Below are 25,595 nucleotides of genomic sequence, written 5' to 3' on the forward strand. Positions count from 1 at the left end.
CCTCAGAAAATGAAACGTGATCAGATCGCGCTTCGCCATGCAGAACGCAGACGAAGAGACACCAGCGGTTCGGGAGACTGCAGCCGATACCGGGTTCGCGATGTGTTGCGGATTTCGCAGGTGGTGCAGAGGCTCAGATTCGCGACTTATGCGGAACCCTCTGCGCTTTTCACTGTACCACCCTTGACGTCGACGGCGAGCATGAGCGCCTGCCACGGGGTGTCGACGACGGATGCCATGAGATCAGCCGCGGCAAGACGCTGCCCCGGCCCGTCGGCGAGCACCAGCACGCTCGGGCCTGCACCGGAGACGACGGCGGCATATCCTTCGGCCCGGAGCGCACGCACGAGGCGGTCGGTCTCGGGCATCGCCTGCGCACGGTAGTTCTGGTGCAGCTTGTCTTCGGTCGCCGCCATGAGCAGCTCCGGGCTCTGCGTCATCGCCGCGATCAGCAGCGCCGAGCGCGAGACGTTGAAAACGGCGTCCTCGCGCGGCACCTGGAGCGGCTGCAGGCTCCGCGCCACGGCGGTCGACATCGTGAAACTCGGCACGAAGACGAGCGGCGAGACGCCGCGGTGCACGATCAACTGCTTGTGCTGGGGGCCCTCGGCATCCATCCACGCGATGGTCAGACCGCCGAAGAGACCGGGAGCGACGTTGTCGGGGTGGCCCTCCATCTCGGTGGCCAGGCGAAGCAGGTCGACGTCGCTGAACGCGACCTCGCCCTCGAGCAGACCCTTGGCCGCCAGGATGCCGGCCACCACCGCCGCACCCGAGGACCCCATGCCGCGGCCGTGCGGGATGACGTTGTGCGCAGTCAGCCGCACCCCGGGAAGGGTGCGGCCGACCGAGGCGTACGTGTGCGCCATCGCGCGGACCACCAGATGAGAGGCGTCGCGGGGGACGTCGGCTGTGCCCTCCCCCTCGACCTCGATCTCGAGGCGGTCGGTGTCGAGCTGCTCGACGACGAGCTCGTCGTAGACGCTCAGCGCGAGACCGAGGGTGTCGAAGCCGGGTCCGAGGTTCGCGCTCGTGGCGGGAACGCGGACCGCGACCCGACGGCCGGGGCCTTCGGTCACGCGGTCACCGGCTGCAGGTCGAGAACCGAGGCGACCTCCGAGGTGGTCGCGTCGACGACGGTGGGCTGGACGTCGGTCCCGTCTGCCTGGCGGAGGGCCCACTGCGGGTCCTTCAGACCGTGACCGGTGACGGTGAGCACGACGCGCGCTCCGGCGGGAACGACCCCGGCCTCGGCCCGGTCGAGCAGACCCGCGACGCTGATCGCCGAGGCGGGCTCGACGAAGATGCCGACCTCACCGGCGAGGATCTTCTGCGCCTCGAGGATGCCGGCGTCGTCGATCGCGCCGAAGTAGCCGTCGGTCGCGTCCCGCGCTTCGAGCGCGAGCTCCCACGAGGCGGGGTTGCCGATACGGATCGCGCTCGCGATGGTCTCGGGGTTCTTCACGACCTCGCCACGCACGAGCGGGGCGGAGCCGGCGGCTTGGAAGCCGAACATGCGCGGCACCGTGGTGGCGACGCCGCGCGCGGCCTCTTCGCGGTAGCCACGTGAGTAGGCGGTGTAGTTGCCGGCGTTGCCGACGGGGATGAAGTGGAAGTCGGGGGCGTCGCCGAGCACCTCGACGACCTCGTACGCGGCGGTCTTCTGACCCTCGATGCGGTCGGGGTTGACCGAGTTGACGAGGTGAACCGGGTAGTGGTCGGCGAGCTCGCGGGCGATCTCGAGGCAGTCGTCGAAGTTGCCGCGGATCTGGATGAGACGGCCGTTGTGCGCGACCGCCTGGCTGAGCTTGCCCATGGCGATCTTGCCCTCGGGAACGAGCACGGCAGCGGTGATGCCGGCGTGGGCGGCGTAGGCCGCCGCGGAGGCCGAGGTGTTACCGGTCGAGGCGCAGATGACGGCCTTCGCGCCGTGCTCGACCGCGCGCGACAGGGCGACCGTCATGCCGCGGTCCTTGAAGGAGCCGGTGGGGTTCATGCCCTCGAACTTCACCCACACGTTGGCGCCCGTGCGGCGCGACAGCGAGGGTGCGGGCAGCAGGGGCGTGCCGCCCTCGCCGAGGGTGACGACGGTGGAGGCGTCGGTGACGCCCAGTCGATCGGCGTATTCGCGGAGGACTCCGCGCCAGAGGTGTGCCATGCTCAGTTCCCTTCCACGCGCAGCACGGAGACCACGCGCTCGACGACGCCGCTCGCGGCGAGACGCTCGACGGTCTCGCTCAGGTCCTGCTCGCGGGCCTTGTGTGTTCCGATGACCAGGCGGGCCGAGCCGCTGGTCGAGGTCTTCTCGTACGCCTCGATGACGGTCTGCTCGACGGTCGCGATCGACACGCGACCCTCGCTCAGGATGCCGGCGACGGTGGCGAGCACGCCCGGCTTGTCGTCGACCTCGAGCGTGATCTGGTAGCGCGTGATGACGCGACCGATCGGGACGGCGGGGAGGTTCGCGCGGGTCGACTCACCCACGCCCACTCCCCCGGCGATGTGGCGGCGCGCCGCCGACACGACGTCGCCGAGCACGGCGGACGCGGTCTGCACACCCCCGGCGCCGGCGCCGTAGAACATGAGGTCGCCCGCGGCCTCGGCCTGCACGAAGACGGCGTTGTTCGCGCCGTGCACGCTCGCGAGGGGGTGAGTGCGCTCCACCAACGCGGGGTACACGCGCACCGAGATCGACTCCGTGCCGCCGTCCTCGGCGGCGAGTCGCTCGCAGACCGCGAGGAGCTTGATGACGTAACCCGCGTGGCGCGCGGATTCGATCATCGCGGCATCGACGGAGGTGATGCCCTCGCGGTGCACGGCATCCAGAGGCACCGTCGTGTGGAACGCGAGGCTCGCGAGGATCGCGGCCTTCTGCGCCGCGTCGTAGCCCTCGACGTCGGCCGTCGGGTCGGCCTCGGCGTAACCGAGCTCCTGCGCCTGGGCCAGGACGTCGGCGAAGTCCGCACCCTCGGTGTCCATGCGGTCGAGGATGTAGTTCGTCGTGCCGTTCACGATGCCCATGATCCGCACGACGCGGTCACCGGCCAGCGAGTCGCGCAGCGGCCGGATGATCGGGATCGCGCCGGCAGCGGCCGCCTCGTAATAGACCTCCGCACCCACCTGATCGGCGGCTTCGAAGACTTCCGAGCCGTGCGTCGCCAGCAGCGCCTTGTTGGCTGTGACGACGTCGGCGCCCGAGGCGATCGCGTGCAGCACCTGCGTGCGGGCGGGCTCGATGCCGCCCATCAGCTCGATGACGATGTCGCTGCCGACGATGAGGGTCTCGGCGTCGGTGGTGAACAGTTCCTGCGGCAGGTCGGCGTCGCGCTTCGCCTCGAGATTGCGCACGGCGATGCCGGCGAGCTCGAGCTTCGCGCCCGCGCGGTCGGCGAGCTCGTCGCCGTGCTTGAGCAGCAGGTCGGCGACCTGCGAGCCGACGGCGCCGGCGCCGAGGAGCGCCACGCGGAGCGTGCGGTAGTCGGTCATTCGGTGTCTCCGTGGGGTGGTGCGGTGCGGGATGAGTCAGCGGATGCCGCGACGCCGACGTCGCGGAAGAGAAGGTCGTCGACGCTCTCTCCGCGGACGATGACGCGCGCCCGTCCGTCGCGCACGGCGACGACCGGCGGACGCGGGGTGTAGTTGTAGTTGCTCGCGAGCGAGAAGCAGTAGGCGCCGGTCGCGGGGACGGCGAGAAGGTCGCCGGGCGTGACGTCGGCGGGGAGGTACTCGGCATCCACGACGATGTCACCCGACTCGCAGTGCCGCCCGACGACGCGCGACAGCGCCGGGACCGCATGGCTGACGCGCGAGACGATACGCGCCGAGAAGTCGGCGCCGTACAGCGCGGGGCGGGCGTTGTCGCTCATCCCGCCGTCGACGCTCACGTACGTGCGCTCGAGGTTCTCCGCGGCCGTGACGGTCTTGACGGTTCCGACCTCGTACAGGGTGACGCCGGCTTGCCCCACGATGACGCGGCCGGGCTCGGTGGCGACGTCGGGCATCGGGATGCCGCGCACCGCGCACTCGTCGGCGATGGCATCCAGGATGCCGTCGGCGATCTCCTCGATCGGCTTCGGGTCGTCGACGGAGGTGTAGGAGATGCCGAATCCGCCGCCGACATTGAGCACGGGGATCTCTCCCCCGGCGAGGAGCTCGGCGTGGAGGTCGACCAACCGCGCGGCGGATTCGCGGAAGCCGGACGAGTCGAAGATCTGCGAGCCGATGTGCGCGTGGAGCCCGACGAAGCGCAAGCTCGGCAGGTCGCGGATACGAGCGACCGCCTCGGCCGCCCCCTCGAGGGAGAAGCCGAACTTCTGGTCCTCGTGGGCGGTGGCCAGAAAAGCGTGGGTCTCGGCGTGGACACCGGTGCGTACGCGCACGAGCACCGACTGCACGGCGCCACGGCGGTCGGCGATCGCGGCGAGGCGCTCGATCTCGATCGGGCTGTCGACGACGACAGAGCCGATGCCGACCTCGACGGCGCGCTCGAGTTCGCCGACGCTCTTGTTGTTGCCGTGGAAGCCGAGGCGCGCCGGGTCGGCTCCGGCGGCGAGAGCGACTTCGAGCTCGCCGCGCGTGCACACGTCGACGGCGAGGCCCTCGTCGACGACCCAGCGCACCACCTCGGTCGAGAGGAACGCCTTGCCCGCGTAGTACACGCGAGCCCGGACGCCGTGACGGGCCGCCGCGTCGTCGAACGCGTCGCGGGCACGGCGGGCGTGGTCGCGCACCTCGTCCTCGTCGAGGACGTAGAGCGGTGTGCCGAAGCGGTCACGCAGATCGAACACCGACACGCCGCCGATCTCGACGGACCCGTCATCGACGCGGTGCGCGGACGAGGGCCAGACGGGGGCGACGAGCTCGTTCGCTTCGTCCGGGGCGGTGAGCCACTCGGGCACGAGCGCGGAGTGCGAGGCGGACACAGAGGAACCAATCGGGTTTTGCGGCGACGCGATGGCCGCGGATCACGGCTCCCACCCGCGCGGAGAGTCACGCGGCGGGCAGTCCTTGCAGTCTAGAGCACCGCGTATGCCGCACCGTTCCCGCGCGCAGCGCGGCTCAGGAGCACGAGCCGTCTCCCTGCAGGGCCGGGTCGTTCAAGACCCCGCCCGCGACATCGAACACGGCCACGAAGGTCTGATCCTGCACCGTCGCTGTCGTGAGCGTGAGGGCCGCGGGCAGCCGGTCGGCGATGCAGAGGCTCTGCGTACGCAGGAGAGCGTCGGCCACGCCACCGAACTGCGCTCGCAACGTGTCGGCGTCGATGTTGTTGCCCCCGAGTTCGAAGGCCGAGGGGGTCAACGTGAGATCGCCGCCCGCCGCTCCGGGCACGACGGAGACGCCCACGGGGATCGCAATGCCGAACACCGACAGGTCGTTCGTGAACGTCAGATCGGGAGCCGCCATGGTGACCGTCCCGGACGGGAAGTCGGGGATCTGAGCGAGGAGCGTGCGCACCTGAGCCTCGTCGAGGCGGACGGAGGCCGTTCCCCCCTCCGCGGCGGCTCCACCCGAGACGGGAACACCGCGCATGTCGACGAACACGTCGCCCGTGATGGGGCCGAGAGTGACGTCGTCAGAGGTGATCGTCACCTCGTCGAGGCGCCCGGTGATCAGCTGCGGGAGCACGACCCCGGGGACCTGGACGTCGAGCTCCTGGTCATCGGGCAGACCGACGTTCTTCACCACGAGCGAGCGCACGGTGCTGGTGACGACGGACCGCGCGATGAACTCCGCGGCGACCACCGCGCCGACCGCCACCACGATGACCACCGCGAGGATCGCGATCCATCGCCGGCTCTTCCGGGGGGCCGTCGTGGCATCCGCCATCGGTTACATCCGCTCCGGCGCGCTCACGCCCAACAGGGTCAGCCCGTTGCGAAGGACCTGACCGGTGGCGTCGTTCAGCCAGAGTCGCGTGCGGTGCACGGGCTCGACGGGGGCGTCACCGAGCGGGATGACCCGGCAGTTGTCGTACCAGCGGTGGTAGAGCCCGGCGACCTCTTCGAGGTAGCGGGCGACCCGGTGCGGCTCGCGGACGTCGGCGGCGTGCGCGACGACACGCGGGAATTCCTGAAGCGCTCCCAGGAGCGCGGACTCGGTCTCGTGGTCGAGCAGCTCGGGTGCGAACTCCGACCGGTCGACCCCGGAGGCGTGCGCGTTGCGCGCGACGTTGTGCGTCCGCGCGTGCGCGTACTGCACGTAGAACACCGGGTTGTCGTTCGTGCGCTTCTGCAGCACGTCGAGGTCGATGTCGAGGTTGGAGTCGGCGGAACTGCGCGTGAGGGCGTAGCGGGCGGCATCCACTCCGACGATCTCGACGAGATCCTCCAGGGTGACCACGGTGCCCGCGCGCTTGGACATGCGCATCGGCTGGCCGTCCTTGACGAGGTTGACCATCTGGCCGATGAGCACCTGCAGGTTGACGTTGGGTTCGTCACCGAAAGCGGCGCACATCGCCATCAACCGCTGCACGTAGCCGTGGTGGTCGGCACCGAGCATGATGATGCAGCGGTTGAACCCGCGCTCGCGCTTGTCGAGGTAGTAGGCGAGGTCGCCCGAGATGTAGGCGGGCTGCCCGTCGGATTTGATGATGACGCGGTCTTTGTCGTCACCGAATTCGGTCGAGCGCAGCCACGTGGCGCCGTCGGCCTCGAAGATGTGACCGAGTTCACGCAGACGGGCCACGGCACGTTCCACGGCGCCCGAGTCGTGCAGGTCGTTCTCGTGGAAGTAGACGTCGAAGTCCACGCCGAACTCGTGCAGGGAGTCTTTGATCTCGGTGAACATGAAGTTCACGCCGAGCTCGCGGAAGGCCTCCTGCTTGGCATCCGTGTCGAGGGCGTCGATGTCGCCGTCGTACGCCTCGGCGACGCGTCGGGCGATGTCGCCGATGTAGGCACCGCCGTACCCGTCGTCGGGGGTCGGGTCGCCCTGGTGCGCCGCCAGGAGGCTGCGCGCGAAGCGGTCGATCTGCGCGCCGTGATCGTTGAAGTAGTACTCGCGGGTGACCTTGGCGCCCTGCGACGACAGGATCCGGGCGAGGGCATCGCCCAGGGCGGCCCAGCGGGTCCCGCCGAGGTGGATCGGACCGGTGGGGTTGGCGCTGACGAACTCGAGGTTGATGATCTCGTCGGCGCGAGAATCGTTCGTGCCGAACGCCGCACCCTGGTCGACGATCGTCTTGGCGAGGGCACCCGCGGCAGCCGCGTCGAGGCGGATGTTGATGAAGCCGGGGCCGGCGACCTCGACGCTCGCGATGCCGTCGACGGTCTCGAGGCCCGCGGCGATCTCCGCGGCGAACTCGCGGGGGTTCGCGCCGACGACCTTCGCGAGCTTCATCGCAGCGTTGGACGCCCAGTCGCCGTGGTCGCGGTTCTTCGGCCGTTCGAGCGGCAGATCGGCGACGCTCAGACCCTCTGAAGAGCCCTCTCGTCGCGCCTCCGCGAGCGGGGCGATGACGGCGAGCAGGGCGGCGGAGAGGGCAGCGGGATCCATAGCCCGTCAAGTCTAGGGCGCGGCGCCGGGGAGGCTGCGTCAGGCGATCTGGACGAGGGCCTCGTGATCGTCGGGAGCGGTGAACGCCTCCGCTTCGAGGACCGCGTCGACGTGTAGGCGCTCGAGACCGACGTAGCCTCCGTGGTAGCTGAGGAACGCGCAGTCGGCGGCATCGCGACCGGTCGCGATGCGCACGAGCGAGCGGCGGTCGGCAAGCCGGGTCGCATCCACGACGTACCAGGCACCGTCGAGGTACGCCTCGGCGACCGCGTGGAAGTCCATGGGTTCGAGCCCTGGCGCGAAGCAGGCCGCGTAGCGCGCGGGCATGTCCATCGCCCGCAGGAGAGCGATGACGACGTGGGCGTAGTCGCGGCAGACGCCCTGACCCGTCATCAGGGTCGTGACGGCACTGTCGGTGCCGAGGCTGAGGCCAGGTGTGTACGTCACCGTCGAGGCGACGAAGGTCGAGACCGCGGCCAGGAGGTCGGCTCCGGCGAGACCCCGGAACTGTCGGCGGGCCTGAGCGAAGACCTCGTCGGACTGGCAGTACCGGCTCGGACGGAGGTAGGTGATCGTCTCGAGATCGCTCGTGTGCGGGGTCTGGGACGCGCCCTGCACGAGCGCGTCGTAGCGAACGGTCAAAGGCCCCTGCTCGGCACTCAGCCGGTGCAGACGGCTCCCGGATTGGTCGACAATCTCCGTCGGGGTGTACAGACGATCCCCCTGCGAGAAGGTCAGCGTTTCGCTGGCCAGGGGCACGCCCTGGGCGGCGGTGATCTGGAAGATGAGGTCGACGGACGCCCCCAGATCGAGGTCGAGTTCAGCGGTCACCCGGCGCGGCACCGGGTAATCCTCGCACGCTGTGAGGCCCCCTCGGTCCGCGGGGCGGGAACAGGCTCGGGCTGAGGCGGTCGGGGGCCTCAATTGTGCTTCTTGCCCGGGCCCTTGTCGTCGCCCGGGCCCTGGTCGCCCTTGTCTTTCCCGTTGTCGCCCGGCCCCTTGCCATCGGGGCCGTTGGGGGCTTGATCGCCGGGATCGATGGACTCGTCGTCGCCCTCGTCGGTCGATTCGTCGGGCGTCGTCGGTGCGGGTTCGGGATCGGTGGTGGTGACGGGCTCCGGAGTGGGAGTGGGTGTCGGGGCGAGCGCCGACAGATCGGCCCGCACGGTGGCGATGCGACCGAGGATGGCGTCCGCCTCGGTCGCCGAGAGCTCGCCGGAATCGCGGCGCGCGACGACGTCGGCGTCGAGAGCATCGAGGGTTGCGAGCGCCGAGGCGTAGTCGCCCGTCGACGCCTGATCGGCGACCGTCTCGACGGTACTCTGCCACGCCGTCGGCGCCGTCGCGGGGGCGGCGCACCCGGCGAGCGCGAGGACGGCGACGAGAAGGACTCCCGAAAGCAGGGGGGTCCGCCGGCTCACGGTCCGACCTCCTTCCACAGATCGTCCAGATGCTGGTCGAGGGGGGCGGGAAGAGTCGGCAGGTCGGGTGACACACTCGTGGAGGCACCGGAGACCCCGACCGCGACAGCGATACCTCCGCCGAGGAGCAGGAGGCCCAGCAGGGATGCCACGAGCAGGACGCGGCGAGATCGGCGCGGGCGCTGCTTCTCGAAGACCCGGGTCGGGGCGTCACCCGGATCGGCCGACCCGGGGAGCACACGGGTCTGCGTCTGCGCCGCACCCGGGAGCACGGCCGTCGTGGCCCCGACGGACTCGGTCGGCACCGACACGTCGGACAGCGGCCGGAATGCGGCGATGAGGCCCGCGGCATCCGGTCGCTCGGCGGGGTCCACGGCCGTCATCCGTTCGAGGACCTCGCGCCACGCGGGCGGAATCGGGGCGGGGATCTCCGGCGGCGTCACCAGACGCGCCGCGAGCGCTTCGTGCGGGGTTCGGCCGTCGAACGGGCGCGTTCCGGTGAGGGCCTCCAGCAGGACGAGCCCGAGCGAGTAGACGTCGCTCGCGGGGGCGGCCGGCATCCCTCGGGCCTGTTCGGGACTGAGGTATGCGGCGGTGCCGACGACCGTCTCGGCCCGCGTGACGCGCGTGGCCCCCACGAGGGAGGCGATGCCGAAGTCGGCCAGCGTCGCGCGCGGCGCCTCACCCGCGTGCGCGGGCGGGCGGATGAGGATGTTCGAGGGCTTCACGTCGCGGTGAACGATCCCGCGGGAGTGGATGACCGCAAGGGCCTCGGCGATCTCGCGGCCGACGCGCGCGACATCCGGCCCGGGAATCGGACCGCGGGCGATCAGGTCGGTGAGGGTGGGACCCGCGATGAGCTCCATCGACAGGTAGGCCGGGTTCGCCGCGAGACGTGCGTCGTACAGCGTGACGAGCGAAGGATGAGAGAGGGACGCCAGCAGTCGGATCTCGGATCGGACGCGCGCCGCATCCGCCGGATCGGCGCCGTCTCCGTCGATGACTTTGAGGGCGACGGTGCGACCGAGCGACGTGTCCACCGCTTCGTATACGCGGGCATATCCACCCTGCCCGAGCACGCGTCCGAGCCGATATCGTCCGTCGAAGAGGTCTTCGGCGGACGCGTCGAACGCAACGGTGGAGATCGGTTCAGTCATGATCGCTTTCTCGGGGCCGGTGACCCCGAGAGGATCTCACACGAGGTCGTCGTTCGAGCTGCGCGTGGTGGAGCGCGTGACCTGCGCTCCCCCGGCACCCTCGGTACGGGTGACGGTGTCGGTCTGGCGACGCCGCATCAGCAGGACGAGGCCGATGACGAAGACGACGACGCCCGCACCCATCATGATGTAGCCGACGAGGCTGAGGCTGACGTAGTCGTTGGGAAGGTTCACCGCGAAGGCGAGGATGGCCCCGATGACGAACAGCGCGATGCCGGCTCCGATACTCATGTGGGTCCCCTTTCGAAGGTGACGACAGCATCTCAGCCGGAGGAACTCGTCCGACTGGGTCTTGACAACGAGGCATCCAACGCGAGATGGCGAGGGGTGAGGCCCCGCGCAGGTTGGACCGGGTCCACCTAGTATCGGTACATGACCGCGCGCCAGAGACCAAATCTCGCGGACGTCGCGCGGTGGGTGCACGACTATGACGAGCGCATCGCTCCCTCATCGGCTCGAGTGGTCGCGCACGGCGATCCTGAGCAGGACGGTCTGGGGATCGTTCTCGTCTACTTGAAGCACGCTCCCGCGTCCGTATACCTCCAGCTCACGGCGGACGGACGATGGTCCGCGACGCTCACGGAGCGGGCCGACGAGCTGACCGGCACGTCACTTGATCTCATCGGCCTCGGAGAAGAGGTCACGGCCGCAGGGCGACTGTGCGCGTACCTCCAAGAACGCACGGACGCGGAGCGCTGATCTCCGCCGGACGTTCGTTCCCCGGACTCCCGACTCGGTGAGTGGTGCGGTGCAGACGCACGAAAAAAGGGGCCGCGCGGTCAGAGTGACCCGCGACCCCTCCTCCGGATCGGTGCCCCCGACAGGAATCGAACCTGCGACCTTTGGTACCGGAAACCAACGCTCTATCCCCTGAGCTACGGAGGCGGACGGTCAAGGTTAGCATCGCGGCGCGACGATGCCCGACGCCGCGGGGCGCCGCCGACCGGTGCGACGGCGGGCCCGCGGCATCCGGATCACTCCTCGCCGATGACGCCGATGCCGGTCGCCTGGTGGTCGGCGTTCGGGTCGTCTTTCGTGGGCGCCTTCGACCCCTGGTCGGGGTCGTTCTCCTGGCTCGGCGTGACCGTGGGGTCGTCGCCGAGATCGGCGGCGTCGTCGGCCGGGGCGGAATTCTGCGGATCGCTCATGGGGTTCCTCTCGTCGCGGACGTGTCCAGCCTCGCAAGGAGCATCGGGCGATCCCAACGGCTTGACCGGAACGAGGGGCGCACCTACCGTCCGAACAGCGCCCGCATCCGACGCCGGAACGGCGGCGTGAGAACGACGGCGCGCCCGTTGACCTCGACGGTCACGGAGCTTCCCCCGAACGCTCCCCCGCGGGTCGGGGCCGCATCGCCGCGCACGTACGCCTCGGCGACCTCGACGTAGACGGCCAAGAGCCGAGCGCTCTCGTCTTTGGACGACGTGGCGTCGACGAGCTGGGTACGGTGCCCGGTGTCGACGTCGACCGAGAACCAGCGCGATCCGGGCGTCGACACGACCGCCCAGCGGTCGCCCCGCGCGAATCGGGCACGCGCCGCCCCGTCCCGCAGCTCCGTCGTGACCTCGAGGTCGGCTCGGGCCACCGCGAGCACCTCAAGCATGGCGAGTGCCTCGGCAGCGGTGACGTACCCCGCGCGGTCGGCGCTCAAGCCGCCCCACTCGAATCTGCGCTCGCTCATGGCACCTCTCCGTCGCGTTCCCCGAGCGTAACCCCGGCTCCCCCGGCATGGCGCGGGAGCTCGGCATCCGGGGTCCGAACCTGAACGTCAGCTGAGAGACCTCTACGATGAGCGCATGCTGACTTCGAGCCCGTACTCCATCACCGAGCAGACCTCGATCTTCGCGCTCAGCGCGACCAACTCCCTCATCGGCCTCGCCGTGTACGTCCTCCTGGTCGTCGCGCTGTGGCGCGTCTTCACCAAGGCCGGCTACCCCGGCTGGCTGGCGATCATCCCCATCGTGAACCTCGTCTTCCTGACGAAGATCGCCGGGTTCTCGGGGTGGTTCGCACTGCTGTACCTGATCCCGGTCGTCGGGTTCGTGTTCTACATCATCGTGTCGATCCGTGTCGGCCGCGCCTTCGGCCACGGGTGGTTCTTCTCGATCGTGCTGCTGGTCCTGCTGCACATCATCGGCTACCTCATCCTGGCGTTCAGCAGCGACACCTACCGCGCCGAGCGGATCTGACCTCGATCCGACGGCCGGAATCCGAAGGCCCCGGCGAGCGCGAGCGTGCACCCGCCGGGGCCTTCCGCGTGAAATCCCCTCACGCCGGCCGCAGGCGATCGTCGGGGTGCAGACTGCGCAGCCGCACCGATCCCTCCACGATGGCCCGCAGGGCTCGCGGGCTGAGTTCGAGCTCGGCCGAGACGCGCTCGAGCCCCGCTCCCGATGACACGGCGTTGCGAAGAGCCGCCTCGGCGTCGTGCGCGGCGACCTCGACGTCGGCCGCCGTACTCGCAAGGAACGCCGCGACACGCGCCTGGGCCGCCCGGATGGACGCGCGCTGGCGTTCGATCGCATCGAGGGCGCTCACGCCGGTACCTCCGTTCCCGACGTCTCGCGCGCGGGGCGCAGTCGGGCACCGAGACGCGCCGCGCCGGCGAGAGTCAGCCCCGGCACGTAGCAGCGCAGCAACGCAAGACCGATGGACGGCAGGTGCACGGCGTCGGGGTAGAGCATCCACATCGAGGCGAAGTCCGGCTGGAACTTCTTCTTGAAGGTGGCGAGGGAGCGGAACCCGTACGCCGGCTCCAGCAGGGCGCTGAGCTGCTCGAGCAGCCGATCCACGGCGGGCAGGTCGTTGGCATCCCCCTCCCGATGGGATGCCAACGGCGAACCGGAGAGGCTGAGCACGGCGCAGCCGTCGGCCCGCGTCTGTTCGACGACAGCGCCGATGACGAACTCCATGACGCCGTTCATCGCGTCATCGCGTCGGCGCATCACGTCGAGCGCGTAGCCGGTGACACCGGGGTCGCCGAAGATCGGCAGCCAGCTCGTCACCGCGACGATGCGCCCCTCGGCGTCGCGGGCGAGCATGAGCCGGACGGCGGGATCGGCCGCCTCATCCAGTCCCCCGAGGGTGAAGCCCATCTCGGGGATCGTCTTGTCGGCGACCCACGCCTCGGAGATCTCCCGGAGCTGAGCGCGGTCGAGGAACGACAGGTCGCCCCACCGCGTCCACTGCGTCGTGACTCCCTCGCGCGCGGCGCGGTTGGTAGCGGTGCGCACGTCTTGACGCTTCTTGCCCGCGGGCGTCCAGGTCTGCGGGTCGAGCAGCGCCTCATCGGCGACACGGGTCTGCTGCCACCCGAGGCCGGACAGGGCCTCGCGGGAGGCGTCGTCGACGCTGTAGAACACCGGGGTCCACCCGTTCTCGCCGCAGTAGTCGACGAACGCGCGACCGATGTCGCGGCGCGACCTGTCGGCGCCGAACGCGCCACCGAGGGTCACGGCGACTCCGCCGTACACCCGATAGGCGATGCCCGCGTCCGCATCCGGAGCGAACCAGTACGCGTTGCCGCCCCATGTCGTCATGAACGCGAGCGAGCCGCCGCCCCCGCGCTCGAGCATGGCCCGGGCTCGCGCGCGGTCGCCCGTGACGTGGGCGGCGCGGGAGCGGAGGATCAGACGTGCCGCGGCGACGACACAGACCGTCCAGAACACCGCCGCCGGCAGATACCAGAGGGCCTGGGCCGCCGGAGTGAGGGGAACGTACTCGACCGCCTCGACGGGGAGCAACGACGGCGGAAGCAGGTGGAGGAGCAGCGTCTGCACCAGACGACCCGGCTCCGGGCGCGGACCGAACTGATCCGCAATGGCGAGGGTTCCGGCGAGCGCGACCGCGAGCGTGCCCGTGGCGGCGATCGCGATCGTGACGACGAACGCCGTGCGCGCCCCGCGCGCCGACGGGACAGGCGTGGCACGACGGAAGGCGAACAACGTCACCGCGACGGCGAGAGGAACGAGGGCGCTGACCCCGAGACCGACGAGCGTCTGCCAGACCGATGCCATGTCGGCCGCGCGCAGCTCCGCGAGGTCGGCCAGGGTCGAGGGTTCGGTGGCGAGGAAGACGTACGCCATTCCGGCGAACACGAGGAGGTTCACCGCGATCGCCAGTCCCAGCGCACCCCGGCGCCCCCGCAGGATGCCCCAGGATGCCACCAGCAACACGACCAGCGGGAGGACGGCGATCCACCCGGCGTGCGTCTGCAACTCGTCGTAGGTCATCGCCGCCGGGCACGGCGCCACCGTCGACCCCACGACGCAGACCACCCCGTCGGCCACGGTGAGCGGGTCGTAGGAGAGCCAGCCGTAGACGGAGAGCAGGCCGGCGCCGCTCCCCCACACGGTGGCGATGACCGGGCCGATCGCGGTCACGGCGGTGAGGGCGGCCAGCAGCACCCGCGTCTCGTGGTGAGAACTGCGCTGCACGCGCAACGTCGCGCGGCGGCCGCCCGCGAGCATCCCGACCGCGAGACCGACGGGCAGGGCGACGAGGGAATACAGGTCGCTCGCCGAAGCGGAGTAGAGGAAGAGCGTGAGTGCCAGGAAGACGCTCGCCAAACGCACTCGTCGGCGCCACAGGGCACCGGAGAAGCAGCTCGCCGCCATGGCCACCACCAGAAGTGCGGCGATCGGCGGGGCGCCGGCGAACGGCGGTGAGTTCAAGGGGACCGCGGGCAGGAACGACGTCTCGATCGCCCCGATGACGAGCCCCACCACCGAGGTGACCACGCCACCCCCGACATAGGCGAGGAGCACGCGACGGGTGCCCATCACGCGCTCCGCGCAGGCACCGACGATCAGAGCGACCGCGACGAGGATCGGCAGGACTCGGCCGTCGTCCACCAGGAAGAGCGCCACCAGCAGGCCGCGGAGGTCGAGCGGGTTGTCGGTGAACGGTGCCTCGCCCAGCGGCGACAGGCTCACGATCGTGACGAGCGCGGCGAGCGCGAGAGTGGCGAACGGCACCGCGAAACGACGAGTCCGGCGGGCGGGTGCCGCCGGGTCGCGGACGGGATCGGTGAGCCGCGTCGGTGCCGCGGCGAGGGTCGAAGGCATGGGTCTCTGCTCCGGGGGACGATCATCGCCGGCGCGGTGCGGCGGGCGATACCTCATGCTCGCGGAAGAAGGTGAACGAGAGCATCCACCCAAAGGTGTATTCCTCCCCGCTGATCGGCGGAGACGCCGATCGCAGGGGTACGGCGGAGACGCCGATCGCAGGGGTACGGCGGAGACGCCGATCAGACGGAAACGGCGAGACGCCGATCCCAGGCAACGGCGAGACGCCGAACGCCGCGAGTCTGCTACGCGGGGCGGTAGACGTCGATGCTGTCGGGACGCTCCGACGCCGCGGCGATCAGGGCGAGGATCCCGAGACCGAGGGTCGGCACGAGAAGCGAGATGAGCCCGATCGAGGTGACGGGGACGAGCACGTCCTGCCCCGCTCCGGAATGGAAGAGAAGGGCGACGAGGGCGTACTGCACCGCGGCGGCCCCGACGCTCACGCACAGCGCCCACAGGGGCATCCGTCTCCACCGGCGCGGCACGGCACCCAGCCGCGCGATCTGCACCGTCGCAACCAGCCCGGCCGCGATCATGAGGAGGAACTCTGCGACCGAGATGCTCGACATGACGACCACCGCCGGGTCATCGGCGGCGCGGACCTCCGGGAGCAGCCCGACGACCACTCCCGCCACCAGCGGTGCGAACGCCACGACGGCGAGCGCGCTCACGCCCAACGGGCGCCGCGCGACGACGCTCGCGGAGCGGGAGAGACCCACGGCGAAGACCATCACGCCGGCCGCCCAGGCGATGTCGATCGCCGCGCGAGCGGCGAACGGATTCATCGTGTACTGCCCCGCGAGAAGCGTCAGGAGCCCGGAGACGGCGAGCAGAATGCCACCGATCCGCCACGTTCTCGTTCTTTCGCGCATCTCTCCAGGCTACGGGGCGGTGCCCGCACGCACGGATGCCACGGACGCGTGTTCGCGCCCGTGGCATCCGGTCAGTCACCCTTCACGTTGACGATCTGGCGCAGCGTGTGCCGCACCGTGACGAGGTCGGCGGCATCCGCCATCACCCGGTCGATCGGCTTATAGGCCTGCGGGATCTCGTCGATGAAGGCATCGGTGTCGCGGTACTCGATGCCCGCCATCGCCTCGCGCAACTGCTCGTGCGTGAAGGTCTTGCGGGCGGCGGAGCGGGAGTACTCCCGGCCCGCACCGTGCGGCGACGAGTTGAGCGCAACGGGGTTGCCGAGGCCCTCGACCACGTACGACGCGGTACCCATCGACCCCGGGATCAGCCCCGGCCGACCGGCGTCGGCCATGATCGCCCCCTTGCGCGACACCCACACCTGCTTGCCGAAGTGCCTCTCGGACTCGGTGAAGTTGTGGTGGCAGTTGATCCGCTCCCGCTCTTCGACAGGCGTGTCGAGGAAGCGACCGAGCTGGTTCGCGACGCGATCCATCATCTCCTCGCGGTTGAGCAGGGCGAAGTGCTGTGCCCACCGGAGCTCCCGAATGTACCGGGTGAACTCCGGCGACCCCTCGACGAGGTAGGCCAGGTCGGGATGCGGAAGCTCGATCCACCACTGCTTCGCCAGACGCTGTGCGACCGTGATGTGGTGCTGCGCGATGCGATTGCCGACGCCCCGGGAGCCGGAGTGCAGGAACATCCACACGTCATCGTTCTCGTCGAGCGAGATCTCGATGAAGTGGTTGCCGCTTCCCAGCGACCCCAGCTGGTTCCGCCAGTGCCCCGCGTAGTTCGCCGGATCGAACTCGGCCTTCTCGGCGAGAGCCTCGAGCTCGGCAACGCGCGGCTCAGCGGTCGTGACGATCTTGCGGTTGTCGCGACCGGCCGACAGCGGGATGGCGCGTTCGATCTGCTGCCGCAGCTCCGCGAGGTCACGACCGTCCAGGTCGTCGGCGTGGAACTGCGTCTTGACGGCGATCATTCCGCAGCCGATGTCGACGCCGACGGCCGCGGGCATGATGGCGCCGAGCGTCGGGATCACCGAGCCGACCGTGGCGCCCAAGCCCAGGTGGGCGTCGGGCATCAGGGCCAGGTGGGGGTGGATGAACGGCATGCGCGACGAGGTACGGGCCTGCTCGATGGTCTTGTCATCGATCAGGCTCGCCCACGACACCAGTCGTTCGGTGAGCTTCTGCATGATTCCTTTCCTTCGTGTGGTGCGCGAGAGCGCGACGGTGAGCCGGGAGTCGGGACACTCCCCCACCACGAGGGAAAGGAAAACGCCCCGACCTGTCGGTGCGGGGCGCGGAAGAACAGGGTCTACGCGGCCAGCGCCGAGAGGTACGACGAAAGCTGCTCACGGCGCAGATCGCGCTTCGCGGTCATCGTTTCGTCCTCTCTCGGCTCCCTGTGCCGAATGACACAGGCTTGCGAACATAACGGATGCCGCGGACTCGGCGCAAGAGTCGCGGCATCCCGTCGTCCGTCGAAGCCCGTCCCTCAGCCGGGCCGACGATCACGCCCGGGTGGGCTGATCGAAGTCCCAGTCGATGCCGCCGTCATCGTCTGCGCCGGCATCGGGCTCGACGGCGCGCAGCTGCGTCTGCGGGAACAGGCGGTGGTCCTTGAGTTCTTTCGCCGCGTGCGAGAAGTCGGGTTCTTCGTCGTCCCACTCCACGGGTGCCGAGAGCACGTCGTTGCCGACCCCGATGACCAACTCGGCCTGGGCGACCTTGTTGTCGCTGGTGACGATCGGGATGCTGACCGCCTCGGACTGCCCCTCCTTGGCCACGGCGGCGGTGAGCTCGACGAGCGACGAGGCCACATCGTCGGTGGTGAGGACGGTTTCTCCGGCATATGTCACGCAGCGCATGAATTCAGCGTGAGGTGCGCGGGTATCGAGCGGGGGTGGGTTGCCTCGACGCGAAGCGTGCGGTACGCCTCAGTCCCGGCGCTGCGCGGACCGGAACATCGCGTCGTCGAGCTCGAACCACACGGCACGCACGGTTTCGAACTCTCCGAACCGCTCCGGGGGCGGGTCGCTCAGGGAGAGGCGATAGCCGCGAGGGAGATCGTCCACGTGCTGTCCGTCGCGGGGACCGCCGACGAGCACGTAGATCACGGGGAGTCGACCGGCGTGGTCTCGGCGGCGACACCGTCGACGGCGTCGCTCATGCGATGCAGGAAGGTCACGACGGTGGCGGCCTCTTCCGGCGACATGTCGATCACAGCCGAGAGCATGCGGTCGTGCATGTTGCCCAGCGTCTGGCGCACCTCGGCGTCGGCACGAGGCGTCGACTGGATGAAGATGCTGCGCCGGTCGTCGGGGTTGGCGACCCGGATGATGTGGCCGGAGCGCTCCAGCCGGTCGAGCAGGGCGGTCGTCGACGCCGTGGAGAGTCCGAGGTACCTCGTCAACTCCCCCGGCCGAACCTGTTTGGTCGAGTCGCGGAGGAGGAATCTCAGGACGAGAAGCTCGTTCTCCCCCATCGACATCGAGTCGCGCGTTCGGCGACGCATGGCCACTTCGGCGGCGCGGTAGATGCGCAGAGCCTCGAGGACCGCCTTGTGGCGTTTGCGGCGATCTGCAGGCTCGTCCCCGTACCAATAGGTGGGCTCGGCGCTCGTGGCACTGCGGTTCGCGGTATCGACGTCGGTCACGGCACACTCCCCCCTCCGTCTGGGGCGACTATACCCCAAAATAATAGTTAAACGAACTAGTTACTAAACGACTATGTTCTGAGGCAAGCTAACTGCTGACGGAAGGAGTCACTCATGGGCCAGCTGTTCTACGCCACCTCGACGGAATCGATCGAGATTCCGGATCGGGTCCTCGCCCACCTGAAGGTGGTCGTCACGACCAAACTCCGCCGGAGCGAGAGCTTCACCCTCAGCTGGACGCATGTCGACGGTGACGCCGGCCGGTCCACGCTCTGGCTGCAGCCCTCCATCCCCCTCCGGTTCGCGTTCGACTCGGCCGAGCCCGAGACCCTCAACGCAACCGTGCTGAAGAACATGGCGGACATGGCGAACTCCTCCGCCGGCCTCGTCGTCGACCTCTCTGCCGAGATCCCCGCGCACGACGCGGCGTCTCCGGCCCCGGCGCGCACCGCGGTCGCACGCCGTCGCACCCTCGTGTCGGTGGCCGCCTGACATGGACATCGCCGTTCTCCCCCGGACCACCCCGGCGACGTCGACGCGCACGACCTGGGCGAAGGTCGACACCGGATTCTGGGTCGCGCATCGTGGCGGCGAGTACTTCGGATGCGTCGACCAGGTCGCCGGCGGCTTCGTGTCGCGCGATGCGCACGGCATCCCCATCGGCCGCTATGACGCTCTCGCCGAGGCGAGGTCGTCGTTGCGCAGCACGACGCACCCGGTCAACACCACGCGACGCATGCGTCTGGAACGCGCATCCGTCGCCGCGGCCACCGCGATCGGCGGGACCGCCCTCGCTTTCGCATTGACCGCCGGCGCGATCGCCCCGCTGCTGTGAACGACATGGACGACATCGACCTGCGCGACGACGCCGACGATTTCGAGGATGCCGCGATGGCGGCGTTCACCGAGAGGTACGGCGTCACCCCGATCTGAGCGCGTCGACCCCCTGGACACCGTCGCGGCCGCGTGCGAACGTCGCTCGCGGGTCACGGTTCCGGCCCCGGATGAATGGAGACAGCATGACGAGCACCAACGGTCGCGCCGACGACGCCCCCGATCAGGATTCGAACGGCGCGGGGAGCGAGTCCCCCGAGGAGGGCGCTGCCGCCCAGCAAGACGCCGACGAAGCCGCCACGACCTCGGAGTCGCCGGTCGGCGACATCTCGTAAGACTCTTCAGAAGGCGTACCGCACACGGCAGTACGGGAGTCTCCGATCGATGAGCGCGGTGAGTGCCGCCACACTCTGCGCCTTCAGCGGGTGTCGGTAGCGAACGTTCACCGCGCCGTTCTGCGAGCGCTTCTCTTCTTGTGCGGCAGGCGTCCACAACAGCTCTTCGCCCGTGGGATGCCATCCGAGATTGACCTCGTGCAGGCCCTCGTTGTGCGTGAGGAAGATGATCTCGCACGCGAGTTGCGCCTTCGCCCGCGCGTGGAGGACCGCGTCGATCTCGTCGAAGAGAGCTTCCCAATCGGCGAGCCACGTCGGAGTGAGAATCACCGGGGAGAAGTTGACGTGAACCTCGAATCCCGCGTCGACGAAGTCGTTGATCGCGGCGATGCGCTCCGACATCGGAGAAGTGCGCAGATCGGTGACGCGGGCCGTCGCCGCGGGCATGAGCGAGAACCGGATGCGGGTCCGGCCGGCCGGATCCCACTCGAGCAGGTCGCGATTGACGAACTTCGTCGCGAATGACGCCTTGGCCGTCGGCATCATGCGGAACAGATCGCACACGTCGCGCACGTTCTCGCTGATCATCGCGTCGACCGAGCAGTCGCCGTTCTCACCGATGTCGTACACCCACGCCTCGGGGTCGCACTGGTTGGGCTCGGTCTTCTGCCCGCGCACCGCGACATGCCGCGCGAGGTGGCGCGTGATCTGATCGATGTTCGCGAACACGGTGATCGGGTTGCTGTAGCCCTTCCGTCGCGGGACGTAGCAGTACGCGCAGGCCATGGCGCACCCGTTGGACAGCGACGGCGCGATGAAATCCGCCGAGCGGCCGTTCACCCGCGTCGCGACGCTCTTCTTGACGCCGAGCACGAGCGCCTCGGTCTTGATGCGCACCCAGCGTGCGACGTTCGTCTCGTCGCCGTGCACCTCGGGGATCTGCCAGTGCGACGCGATGGGCACGATGTGGGCGTCGGGCCAGCGCGCGACGATCTCCCGCCCGCGCTCGAGCTCGAGCGCGGCGTCTTCCGCATAGATGCGGGTCACGCGCAGCAGGTTCTCGCGAAGGACGGCCATCGTTCCGTTCTACCCGGGGGTTCCGACATCCGCTCCGGCCGGTACCGGCTGGCAGCGCGGGCACCACCACGTGCGTCGCTGCTCGGGATCGTTCGCCACCTCGTCGCGCACCAGGACGCGCGTGCCGCAGCGCAGACACGGCCTCCCCGCCCGGCCGGCCACCCAGTGCGACGATCCTTTGCGCTGATTCCCGGTCGTCACCTGATACATCCCCGGCACGGTCGCCGAGATCCGCAGGGCGCGTGCCGCGAGCGCGACCAGAGCATCGAGGTCGGTCGCACCGATGGGCGCGAAGGGATGGATGCCGCGCAGAAACGCGAGTTCGTTCACCCAGAGGTTGCCGAGCCCGGCGATGCGCGTCTGGTCGAGCAGTGCCGCGACGAAGCGACGCTCGGGCCGGGCCGACAGGCGTCGCACAGCCTCCGCGGCATCCCAGTCGTCTCGCAGCGGGTCCGGACCGAGGTATCCGATCACGTCGGCCTCGCGCATCGTCGGGATGAGGTCGACCACGGGCACATCGAGTCCCCACACCTCGCGCCCGTCGTCGAGGCGGAGTCGCACGCGCGCCTTCTCCCGTGCGGCCGTCGGGAGGGCACGGCCGGGGCGCGTGATGGTCCAGCTGCCCTGCATCCGCAGATGCGTGTGCAGGGTCGTGTCGTCGTCGAAACGCGTCAGGAGGTGCTTGCCGTGGGTGTCGTAACCCCGGATACGCCGTCCCGCCAGCGACGTGCCGGCCGCCGCCCCCGAACGCAGCTCCCCCTCGCGGACCTCCCGCCCGGTCGTCACCGCATCGAGGCGTCGGCGCAGGCGGTAGACGCTGTCGCCCTCCGGCACGGCTAGCGCGCCGGGACGAGCTGGTCGTCGCGGGGAGCGAGGTCGGGCCGCAGGCGCGTACCGAACTCGTGCCGCAGTGCGCTGAGGGCGGCCTGCCACCCGGCGAGCCCGTGGACCCCCGGGCCCGGGCTGGTCGACGAGGAGCACAGGTACACGCCCGTCATCGGTGTGCGCCACGGGTCGGGACTGTAGATCGGCCGTCCGAGCAGCTGCGTGAACGTCGGAGCGCCCGCCGAGATGTCACCGCCCGGAAAGTTCGGGTTCCACGCCTCGATGTCGACGGCCGTGCGCGAGGTCGAAGCGAGCACGGTGTCTCTGAAGCCGGGTGCGAAACGCTCGATCTGCCGGACCATCGCCTCTTCCCTGTCCGCGGGGCTTGCGGAAGGCACGTGGGTGTACGCCCAGAGGACGTGCTTTCCCTCGGGGGCGCGGGTGGGGTCGAACAGCGTCGGCTGTGCGGCGAGGACGTAGGGCGCGTCCGGCAGATCCCCCCGCGCCACCGCGTTCTCCGCCGCGGCGATCTCTTCGCGCGTCCCGCCGATGTGCACCGTGCCCGTGCGGGCGATGTCGGCGTTCGCCCACGGGACCGGCTCGCTCAGCGCGAAGTCGACCTTGGCGACACCGCCGCCGTAGCGGAACCGCTCGAGGGCGCGGCGGTAGGCCGCCGGCATCCGGTCTCCCGCCAGGCGGATGAGCGCGCGCGGCGTGGTGTCCAGCAGCACGGCCTTCGACGGCGGCAGCTCATCCAGCGAGGTGATCTCGACGCCGGTGTGCAGCACCCCGCCGTGGGCGCGGATATCCGCGATCATCGCGTCGGCGATCGCCTGGCTGCCCCCGACCGGGATCGGCCAGCCGCGACCGTGCCCGTAGGTGGCGAGGACGAGACCGGCACCACCGGCGGCCAGGCTCGGCTGGTGCAGGATCGTGTGCGCCGAGACGCCGGTGACGAGTGCGGGCGCGACCTCTTCACGGAAGCGCGTGTTCCACCAGGGTCCACCCTGTTCGAGAGAGCGGATGCCGAAGAACGCGGCCGCGAGCGGATCGCCGGGGATGCGCAACAGGGCGTTGCCGGTGAAGTCCGCGACCCCGCGGAGATGCTCGACGAGCGGACGCATGAGGCGCGCATAGGCGGGCCCGTCGACCCCGAGCCCATCCGCGGCGCGTTCCAGATCGCGGTAGGCCAGTCCCGCTCGGCCCCCGTCGAGGGGATGGGCGTACGACACCTCGGGGACGATCAGCGGCACACGCCGCTCGAGTCCGAACTCGCGGAAGAACCACGACTCCAACGCCAGCGGGTGCACCGCCGATCCGACGTCGTGACGGAACCCGGGCAGCGTCAGTTCAGCGGTCGACGCCGCTCCCCCGAAGGTGTCGGCGCGTTCGTACACCGCCACCGAGAGACCGGAGCGCGCGAGGGTGACCGCCGCCGCGAGCCCGTTGGGTCCGGAACCGACGATGATCGCGTCGTAGCTCTCGCTCATCGGTCGATCGGCTCCCGCTCGGCGGTGGATTCGTGGCCACGCGCGGCGGATCCCTCGGAGGTGCCGGGCGCTCCCCCTTCGGCGAGGTATGCGAGGCGATGAAGGGTCTCGGCGTTGCGCCAGCGAGTGATCGCGTCGAAGACGACGTCGGGCAGGAGCTTCGTCGGTCCCGTGACGGGTTCTTCCTGCAGACGGACCACGCACATGTCACCGCGGGCCTTCACATCGATGGCTACGCGGGCGATGCCGATCGGGCCGCCGTGCGGTTCGAGCACCGCGCGCCGCGGCGGGTCCCAGACCCGCATGACGGTCGAGTCGTTGACCAGCGCCGGCCACGACCCGAACGAGTGGTGCAGCGTCGATCCTTCCGCGGGCCACTCGTCGGCCACGTCGCGCATCCGCGAGGCGCCGACGACCCACAGGGGATACAGCCAGCCGTTGGCCAGGACGCGGAAGACATCTTCGGGGGCGCATCGCAGAAGACGCACATTGCGGGCCATCGTCGCTCCTCCTCGTCGACCGGTGGATCCCCACGCTACGGCCCCGCCCGCCCCGACGTCGCGACGGTTGCGCGAAGGCGGTGCGCCGGGTATCCGTCAGGCGGCGGCGGGAAGCACGAACCACACGCGCGTGCCCCCCTCGGGCGACGCGTCGAGACCGATCGAACCGTGGTGCGCATCGACGATTCGCCGACAGGTCGCGAGCCCGATCCCGATCCCCGGGACCTCGGCACCGTGACCGCGCTCCATGGGCTCGAAGACACGGTCGCGCAGCTCCGGCTCGATCGCCTCGCCGTTGTCGTCGACGAAGATCCGCCAGCCGTCGGGCAGGGTCTCGACGCTGACACGGACGCGGGGCACCCTCTCGGCCGCGACGGTGAACTTCACCGCGTTGGCGATGAGGTTCTGCAGGAGCACCCGCAGCAGGGTGTCGTCGGCGCGCACGTGCTCAGACTGGGCGACCGTCACCTCGGCGCCCGTGCTCACCACGGCACCGTCGAGATCTTCGAGCACCGCGTCGACGGTGTCGGCGACGTCGACGTCGGTGAGATGCGGGCGGGTACCCCCCATGCGGGCGAAATCGAGCAGGTCGGTGACCATCGCCGTCATCCGCCCGGCGGCCGCCTCCGCACGCACGAGCGACTGCGCGGCCCGCGGGGCCGCCGCCATCTCCGGGCTGTCGGCGGCGAGCTCGATGAACCCGGCGAGAGCGGTGAGCGGATTGCGGAGGTCGTGGCTCACCTGCACGGCGAACTGCTCGAGCTGCGCGTTGGACTCCACGAGGTCTCGCTGGATGCGGCGCAGTTCGAGAACGTCGATCACCTGATGGGCGAGAAGGTCGAGCGCCCGACTGGCGGCATCCGAGAGTTCGCCGACGACGTCGTCGAACACGCACAGGGTGCCGATCGTGACCCCGGCCGGCGTGATGAGCGGACTCGAGGCATAGAAGCGGACGTTGGCGATCTCCCCCGTCACGAAGGCATTCTGCGCGAAGCGCGGATCGAGCTGGGCGTCCGGGACGACGACACGACCCGGGGTGCTGATGACCGCGGCGCACATCGAGTCTTCGCGGGCGCAGGACGCCGCCTGGATCCCGACAGCCGCCACCTGATGCTGCATGCGGTCGTCGATGATGTTGATCACCGCGGTGGGAACCCCGCACGCGGTGGCTGCGAGCTCGACGAGCCCCTGCAGATCGGGTTCGGACGGCTCCCCGACGAGCCGGTACTGCGCGATCGCCTCGCGTCGCGTCACATCATGCGCCGTGGACACATCGTCCCCTCTTGGTGGTACTCCCCTCCGTCGAGCCTAGTGCGGTTACACCCGGGAGGGCCGAGGGGGAAGGGGGTCGCGCTCTCGCGAGAGGCGCCGAACAGTGGCGGCATGAGCACTTCGACCCCGTTCCCTCAGACGCCCGCCGAGCCCGCCACCCCGACCACTCCGGCCGAACCGCTCGCCCCGAATCCCACCGAGCCCACCGTCCCGCTGCCGCCCGAGACCTCGCCGGCTCCCGCGAGCGCGTCCGCCGGGGGTGGGGGCGCGGCGGACGCGGATCCCGCGAGCGATGACTCCGCGGGAGCCTTCGCCGAGGATGACGACGACGCGGTCGGCTCCGCCGAGATGGATGCCGACAACGCGGTCGAGGAAGACATGATCGACGCCGTCGACCCCGGCGGACGCCCGGACTGACCTGACCGGACGACGACGGGGCGACGCCATCTCGGCGTCGCCCCGTCATCGTTCAGGATCAGCGG

At 69.9% G+C, this 25,595-nt stretch carries 30 protein-coding genes and 1 tRNA gene; 6 read left to right on the forward strand and 25 right to left on the reverse strand.

Annotated elements, in window-relative coordinates:
- Window positions 1-146: 146 nt before the first annotated feature.
- The 10 genes from thrB to PIR02_00125 all read right to left on the reverse strand — a co-directional run bounded on the left by thrB (window position 147) and on the right by PIR02_00125 (window position 10,366).
- Window positions 147-1,079, reverse strand: a complete 933-nt coding sequence (thrB, locus tag PIR02_00080; protein ID WZH37073.1) for a homoserine kinase — start codon at window positions 1,077-1,079, stop codon at window positions 147-149.
- Window positions 1,076-2,158 (reverse strand): threonine synthase, encoded by a 1,083-nt coding sequence (thrC, locus tag PIR02_00085; GenBank protein WZH37074.1) that lies wholly within the window; start codon window positions 2,156-2,158, stop codon window positions 1,076-1,078. The genes thrB and thrC overlap by 4 nt, the downstream gene beginning before the upstream one ends.
- 2 nt (window positions 2,159-2,160) lie before the next feature.
- Window positions 2,161-3,486 (reverse strand): homoserine dehydrogenase, encoded by a 1,326-nt coding sequence (locus PIR02_00090; protein ID WZH37075.1) that lies wholly within the window; start codon window positions 3,484-3,486, stop codon window positions 2,161-2,163.
- Window positions 3,483-4,922 carry a diaminopimelate decarboxylase gene (gene lysA / locus PIR02_00095; GenBank protein WZH37076.1) on the reverse strand — a complete coding sequence of 480 codons (1,440 nt, stop codon included), beginning with the start codon at window positions 4,920-4,922 and terminating at the stop codon, window positions 3,483-3,485. Before lysA ends, PIR02_00090 begins: the two co-directional genes overlap by 4 nt.
- Window positions 4,923-5,058: 136 nt before the next feature.
- Complete coding sequence (locus PIR02_00100) at window positions 5,059-5,829, reverse strand: DUF2993 domain-containing protein (GenBank protein ID WZH37077.1); 771 nt, start codon at window positions 5,827-5,829, stop codon at window positions 5,059-5,061.
- A gap of 3 nt (window positions 5,830-5,832) precedes the next feature.
- Complete coding sequence (argS, locus tag PIR02_00105; GenBank protein ID WZH37078.1) at window positions 5,833-7,497, reverse strand: arginine--tRNA ligase; 1,665 nt, start codon at window positions 7,495-7,497, stop codon at window positions 5,833-5,835.
- 39 nt (window positions 7,498-7,536) lie between these two features.
- Window positions 7,537-8,340: a transglutaminase family protein gene (locus PIR02_00110; protein ID WZH37079.1), complete on the reverse strand. Its 804-nt coding sequence runs from the start codon at window positions 8,338-8,340 to the stop codon at window positions 7,537-7,539.
- A gap of 77 nt (window positions 8,341-8,417) precedes the next feature.
- Window positions 8,418-8,918 (reverse strand): hypothetical protein, encoded by a 501-nt coding sequence (locus PIR02_00115; protein WZH37080.1) that lies wholly within the window; start codon window positions 8,916-8,918, stop codon window positions 8,418-8,420.
- Entirely contained in the window at window positions 8,915-10,075 is a 1,161-nt protein-coding gene (locus tag PIR02_00120; protein ID WZH37081.1) for a serine/threonine-protein kinase, read from the reverse strand. The genes PIR02_00115 and PIR02_00120 overlap by 4 nt, the downstream gene beginning before the upstream one ends.
- Before the next feature lie 36 nt (window positions 10,076-10,111).
- Window positions 10,112-10,366 (reverse strand): DUF6458 family protein, encoded by a 255-nt coding sequence (locus PIR02_00125; GenBank protein ID WZH37082.1) that lies wholly within the window; start codon window positions 10,364-10,366, stop codon window positions 10,112-10,114.
- Window positions 10,367-10,507: 141 nt separating this feature from the next.
- Between PIR02_00125 and PIR02_00130 the strand changes: the two genes are divergently transcribed.
- On the forward strand, window positions 10,508-10,834 hold the full coding sequence (locus PIR02_00130) for a hypothetical protein (protein WZH37083.1): 327 nt from the start codon (window positions 10,508-10,510) through the stop codon (window positions 10,832-10,834).
- A 113-nt stretch (window positions 10,835-10,947) separates the two neighbouring features.
- Here the strand turns inward: PIR02_00130 and PIR02_00135 are convergent.
- The 3 genes from PIR02_00135 to PIR02_00145 all read right to left on the reverse strand — a co-directional run bounded on the left by PIR02_00135 (window position 10,948) and on the right by PIR02_00145 (window position 11,816).
- Window positions 10,948-11,020: transfer RNA gene (locus PIR02_00135), tRNA-Arg, on the reverse strand.
- 89 nt (window positions 11,021-11,109) lie between these two features.
- Complete coding sequence (locus PIR02_00140) at window positions 11,110-11,283, reverse strand: hypothetical protein (GenBank protein WZH37084.1); 174 nt, start codon at window positions 11,281-11,283, stop codon at window positions 11,110-11,112.
- 83 nt (window positions 11,284-11,366) lie between these two features.
- Window positions 11,367-11,816 carry a hypothetical protein gene (locus tag PIR02_00145; protein ID WZH37085.1) on the reverse strand — a complete coding sequence of 150 codons (450 nt, stop codon included), beginning with the start codon at window positions 11,814-11,816 and terminating at the stop codon, window positions 11,367-11,369.
- Between the two features lie 115 nt (window positions 11,817-11,931).
- Between PIR02_00145 and PIR02_00150 the strand changes: the two genes are divergently transcribed.
- Window positions 11,932-12,324, forward strand: coding sequence for a DUF5684 domain-containing protein (locus PIR02_00150; GenBank protein ID WZH37086.1), 393 nt, complete (start codon window positions 11,932-11,934; stop codon window positions 12,322-12,324).
- Between the two features lie 79 nt (window positions 12,325-12,403).
- Here PIR02_00150 and PIR02_00155 read toward each other — a convergent pair whose 3' ends face one another.
- The 7 genes from PIR02_00155 to PIR02_00185 form a co-directional block, all read right to left on the reverse strand.
- On the reverse strand, window positions 12,404-12,673 hold the full coding sequence (locus tag PIR02_00155) for a hypothetical protein (GenBank protein ID WZH37087.1): 270 nt from the start codon (window positions 12,671-12,673) through the stop codon (window positions 12,404-12,406).
- On the reverse strand, window positions 12,670-15,201 hold the full coding sequence (locus PIR02_00160; protein WZH37088.1) for a DUF2156 domain-containing protein: 2,532 nt from the start codon (window positions 15,199-15,201) through the stop codon (window positions 12,670-12,672). The genes PIR02_00155 and PIR02_00160 overlap by 4 nt, the downstream gene beginning before the upstream one ends.
- 245 nt (window positions 15,202-15,446) lie before the next feature.
- Window positions 15,447-16,076, reverse strand: coding sequence for a hypothetical protein (locus PIR02_00165; protein WZH37089.1), 630 nt, complete (start codon window positions 16,074-16,076; stop codon window positions 15,447-15,449).
- Between the two features lie 71 nt (window positions 16,077-16,147).
- Entirely contained in the window at window positions 16,148-17,317 is a 1,170-nt protein-coding gene (locus PIR02_00170; GenBank protein ID WZH37090.1) for an RtcB family protein, read from the reverse strand.
- Window positions 17,318-17,635: 318 nt separating this feature from the next.
- A complete protein-coding gene (locus tag PIR02_00175; GenBank protein WZH37091.1) occupies window positions 17,636-17,992 on the reverse strand; it encodes a hypothetical protein in 357 nt (118 codons plus the stop codon).
- Window positions 17,993-18,061: 69 nt separating this feature from the next.
- Window positions 18,062-18,199: a hypothetical protein gene (locus PIR02_00180; protein WZH37092.1), complete on the reverse strand. Its 138-nt coding sequence runs from the start codon at window positions 18,197-18,199 to the stop codon at window positions 18,062-18,064.
- 38 nt (window positions 18,200-18,237) lie between these two features.
- The gene (locus tag PIR02_00185) at window positions 18,238-18,780 is read right to left on the reverse strand and encodes a MarR family transcriptional regulator (GenBank protein ID WZH37093.1); all 543 of its coding nucleotides are present in this window, start codon (window positions 18,778-18,780) and stop codon (window positions 18,238-18,240) included.
- Between the two features lie 114 nt (window positions 18,781-18,894).
- On the opposite strand from PIR02_00185, the gene PIR02_00190 reads away from it, so the two are divergent.
- From PIR02_00190 to PIR02_00200, 3 genes are all read left to right on the forward strand, one after another.
- Complete coding sequence (locus PIR02_00190; protein ID WZH37094.1) at window positions 18,895-19,272, forward strand: hypothetical protein; 378 nt, start codon at window positions 18,895-18,897, stop codon at window positions 19,270-19,272.
- Between the two features lies 1 nt (window position 19,273).
- Window positions 19,274-19,615 (forward strand): peptide ABC transporter permease, encoded by a 342-nt coding sequence (locus PIR02_00195; protein WZH37095.1) that lies wholly within the window; start codon window positions 19,274-19,276, stop codon window positions 19,613-19,615.
- Between the two features lie 184 nt (window positions 19,616-19,799).
- Window positions 19,800-19,949 (forward strand): hypothetical protein, encoded by a 150-nt coding sequence (locus tag PIR02_00200; protein WZH37096.1) that lies wholly within the window; start codon window positions 19,800-19,802, stop codon window positions 19,947-19,949.
- Window positions 19,950-19,955: 6 nt separating this feature from the next.
- Here the strand turns inward: PIR02_00200 and PIR02_00205 are convergent, their stop codons facing one another.
- The 5 genes from PIR02_00205 to PIR02_00225 all read right to left on the reverse strand — a co-directional run bounded on the left by PIR02_00205 (window position 19,956) and on the right by PIR02_00225 (window position 25,113).
- Window positions 19,956-21,026: a spore photoproduct lyase family protein gene (locus PIR02_00205; protein ID WZH37097.1), complete on the reverse strand. Its 1,071-nt coding sequence runs from the start codon at window positions 21,024-21,026 to the stop codon at window positions 19,956-19,958.
- Between the two features lie 9 nt (window positions 21,027-21,035).
- Window positions 21,036-21,860: an Fpg/Nei family DNA glycosylase gene (locus PIR02_00210; GenBank protein WZH37098.1), complete on the reverse strand. Its 825-nt coding sequence runs from the start codon at window positions 21,858-21,860 to the stop codon at window positions 21,036-21,038.
- Window positions 21,861-21,862: 2 nt separating this feature from the next.
- Entirely contained in the window at window positions 21,863-23,341 is a 1,479-nt protein-coding gene (locus tag PIR02_00215) for an NAD(P)/FAD-dependent oxidoreductase (GenBank protein WZH37099.1), read from the reverse strand.
- Entirely contained in the window at window positions 23,338-23,841 is a 504-nt protein-coding gene (locus tag PIR02_00220) for an SRPBCC family protein (GenBank protein ID WZH37100.1), read from the reverse strand. Before PIR02_00220 ends, PIR02_00215 begins: the two co-directional genes overlap by 4 nt.
- 96 nt (window positions 23,842-23,937) lie before the next feature.
- Entirely contained in the window at window positions 23,938-25,113 is a 1,176-nt protein-coding gene (locus PIR02_00225) for an ATP-binding protein (GenBank protein ID WZH37101.1), read from the reverse strand.
- A 111-nt stretch (window positions 25,114-25,224) separates the two neighbouring features.
- On the opposite strand from PIR02_00225, the gene PIR02_00230 reads away from it, so the two are divergent.
- Window positions 25,225-25,530 carry a hypothetical protein gene (locus PIR02_00230; protein WZH37102.1) on the forward strand — a complete coding sequence of 102 codons (306 nt, stop codon included), beginning with the start codon at window positions 25,225-25,227 and terminating at the stop codon, window positions 25,528-25,530.
- Window positions 25,531-25,595: the final 65 nt, after the last annotated feature.

Origin of the sequence: Microbacterium enclense (assembly GCA_038182865.1) — a bacterium.
Lineage (GTDB): Bacteria > Actinomycetota > Actinomycetes > Actinomycetales > Microbacteriaceae > Microbacterium > Microbacterium enclense_B.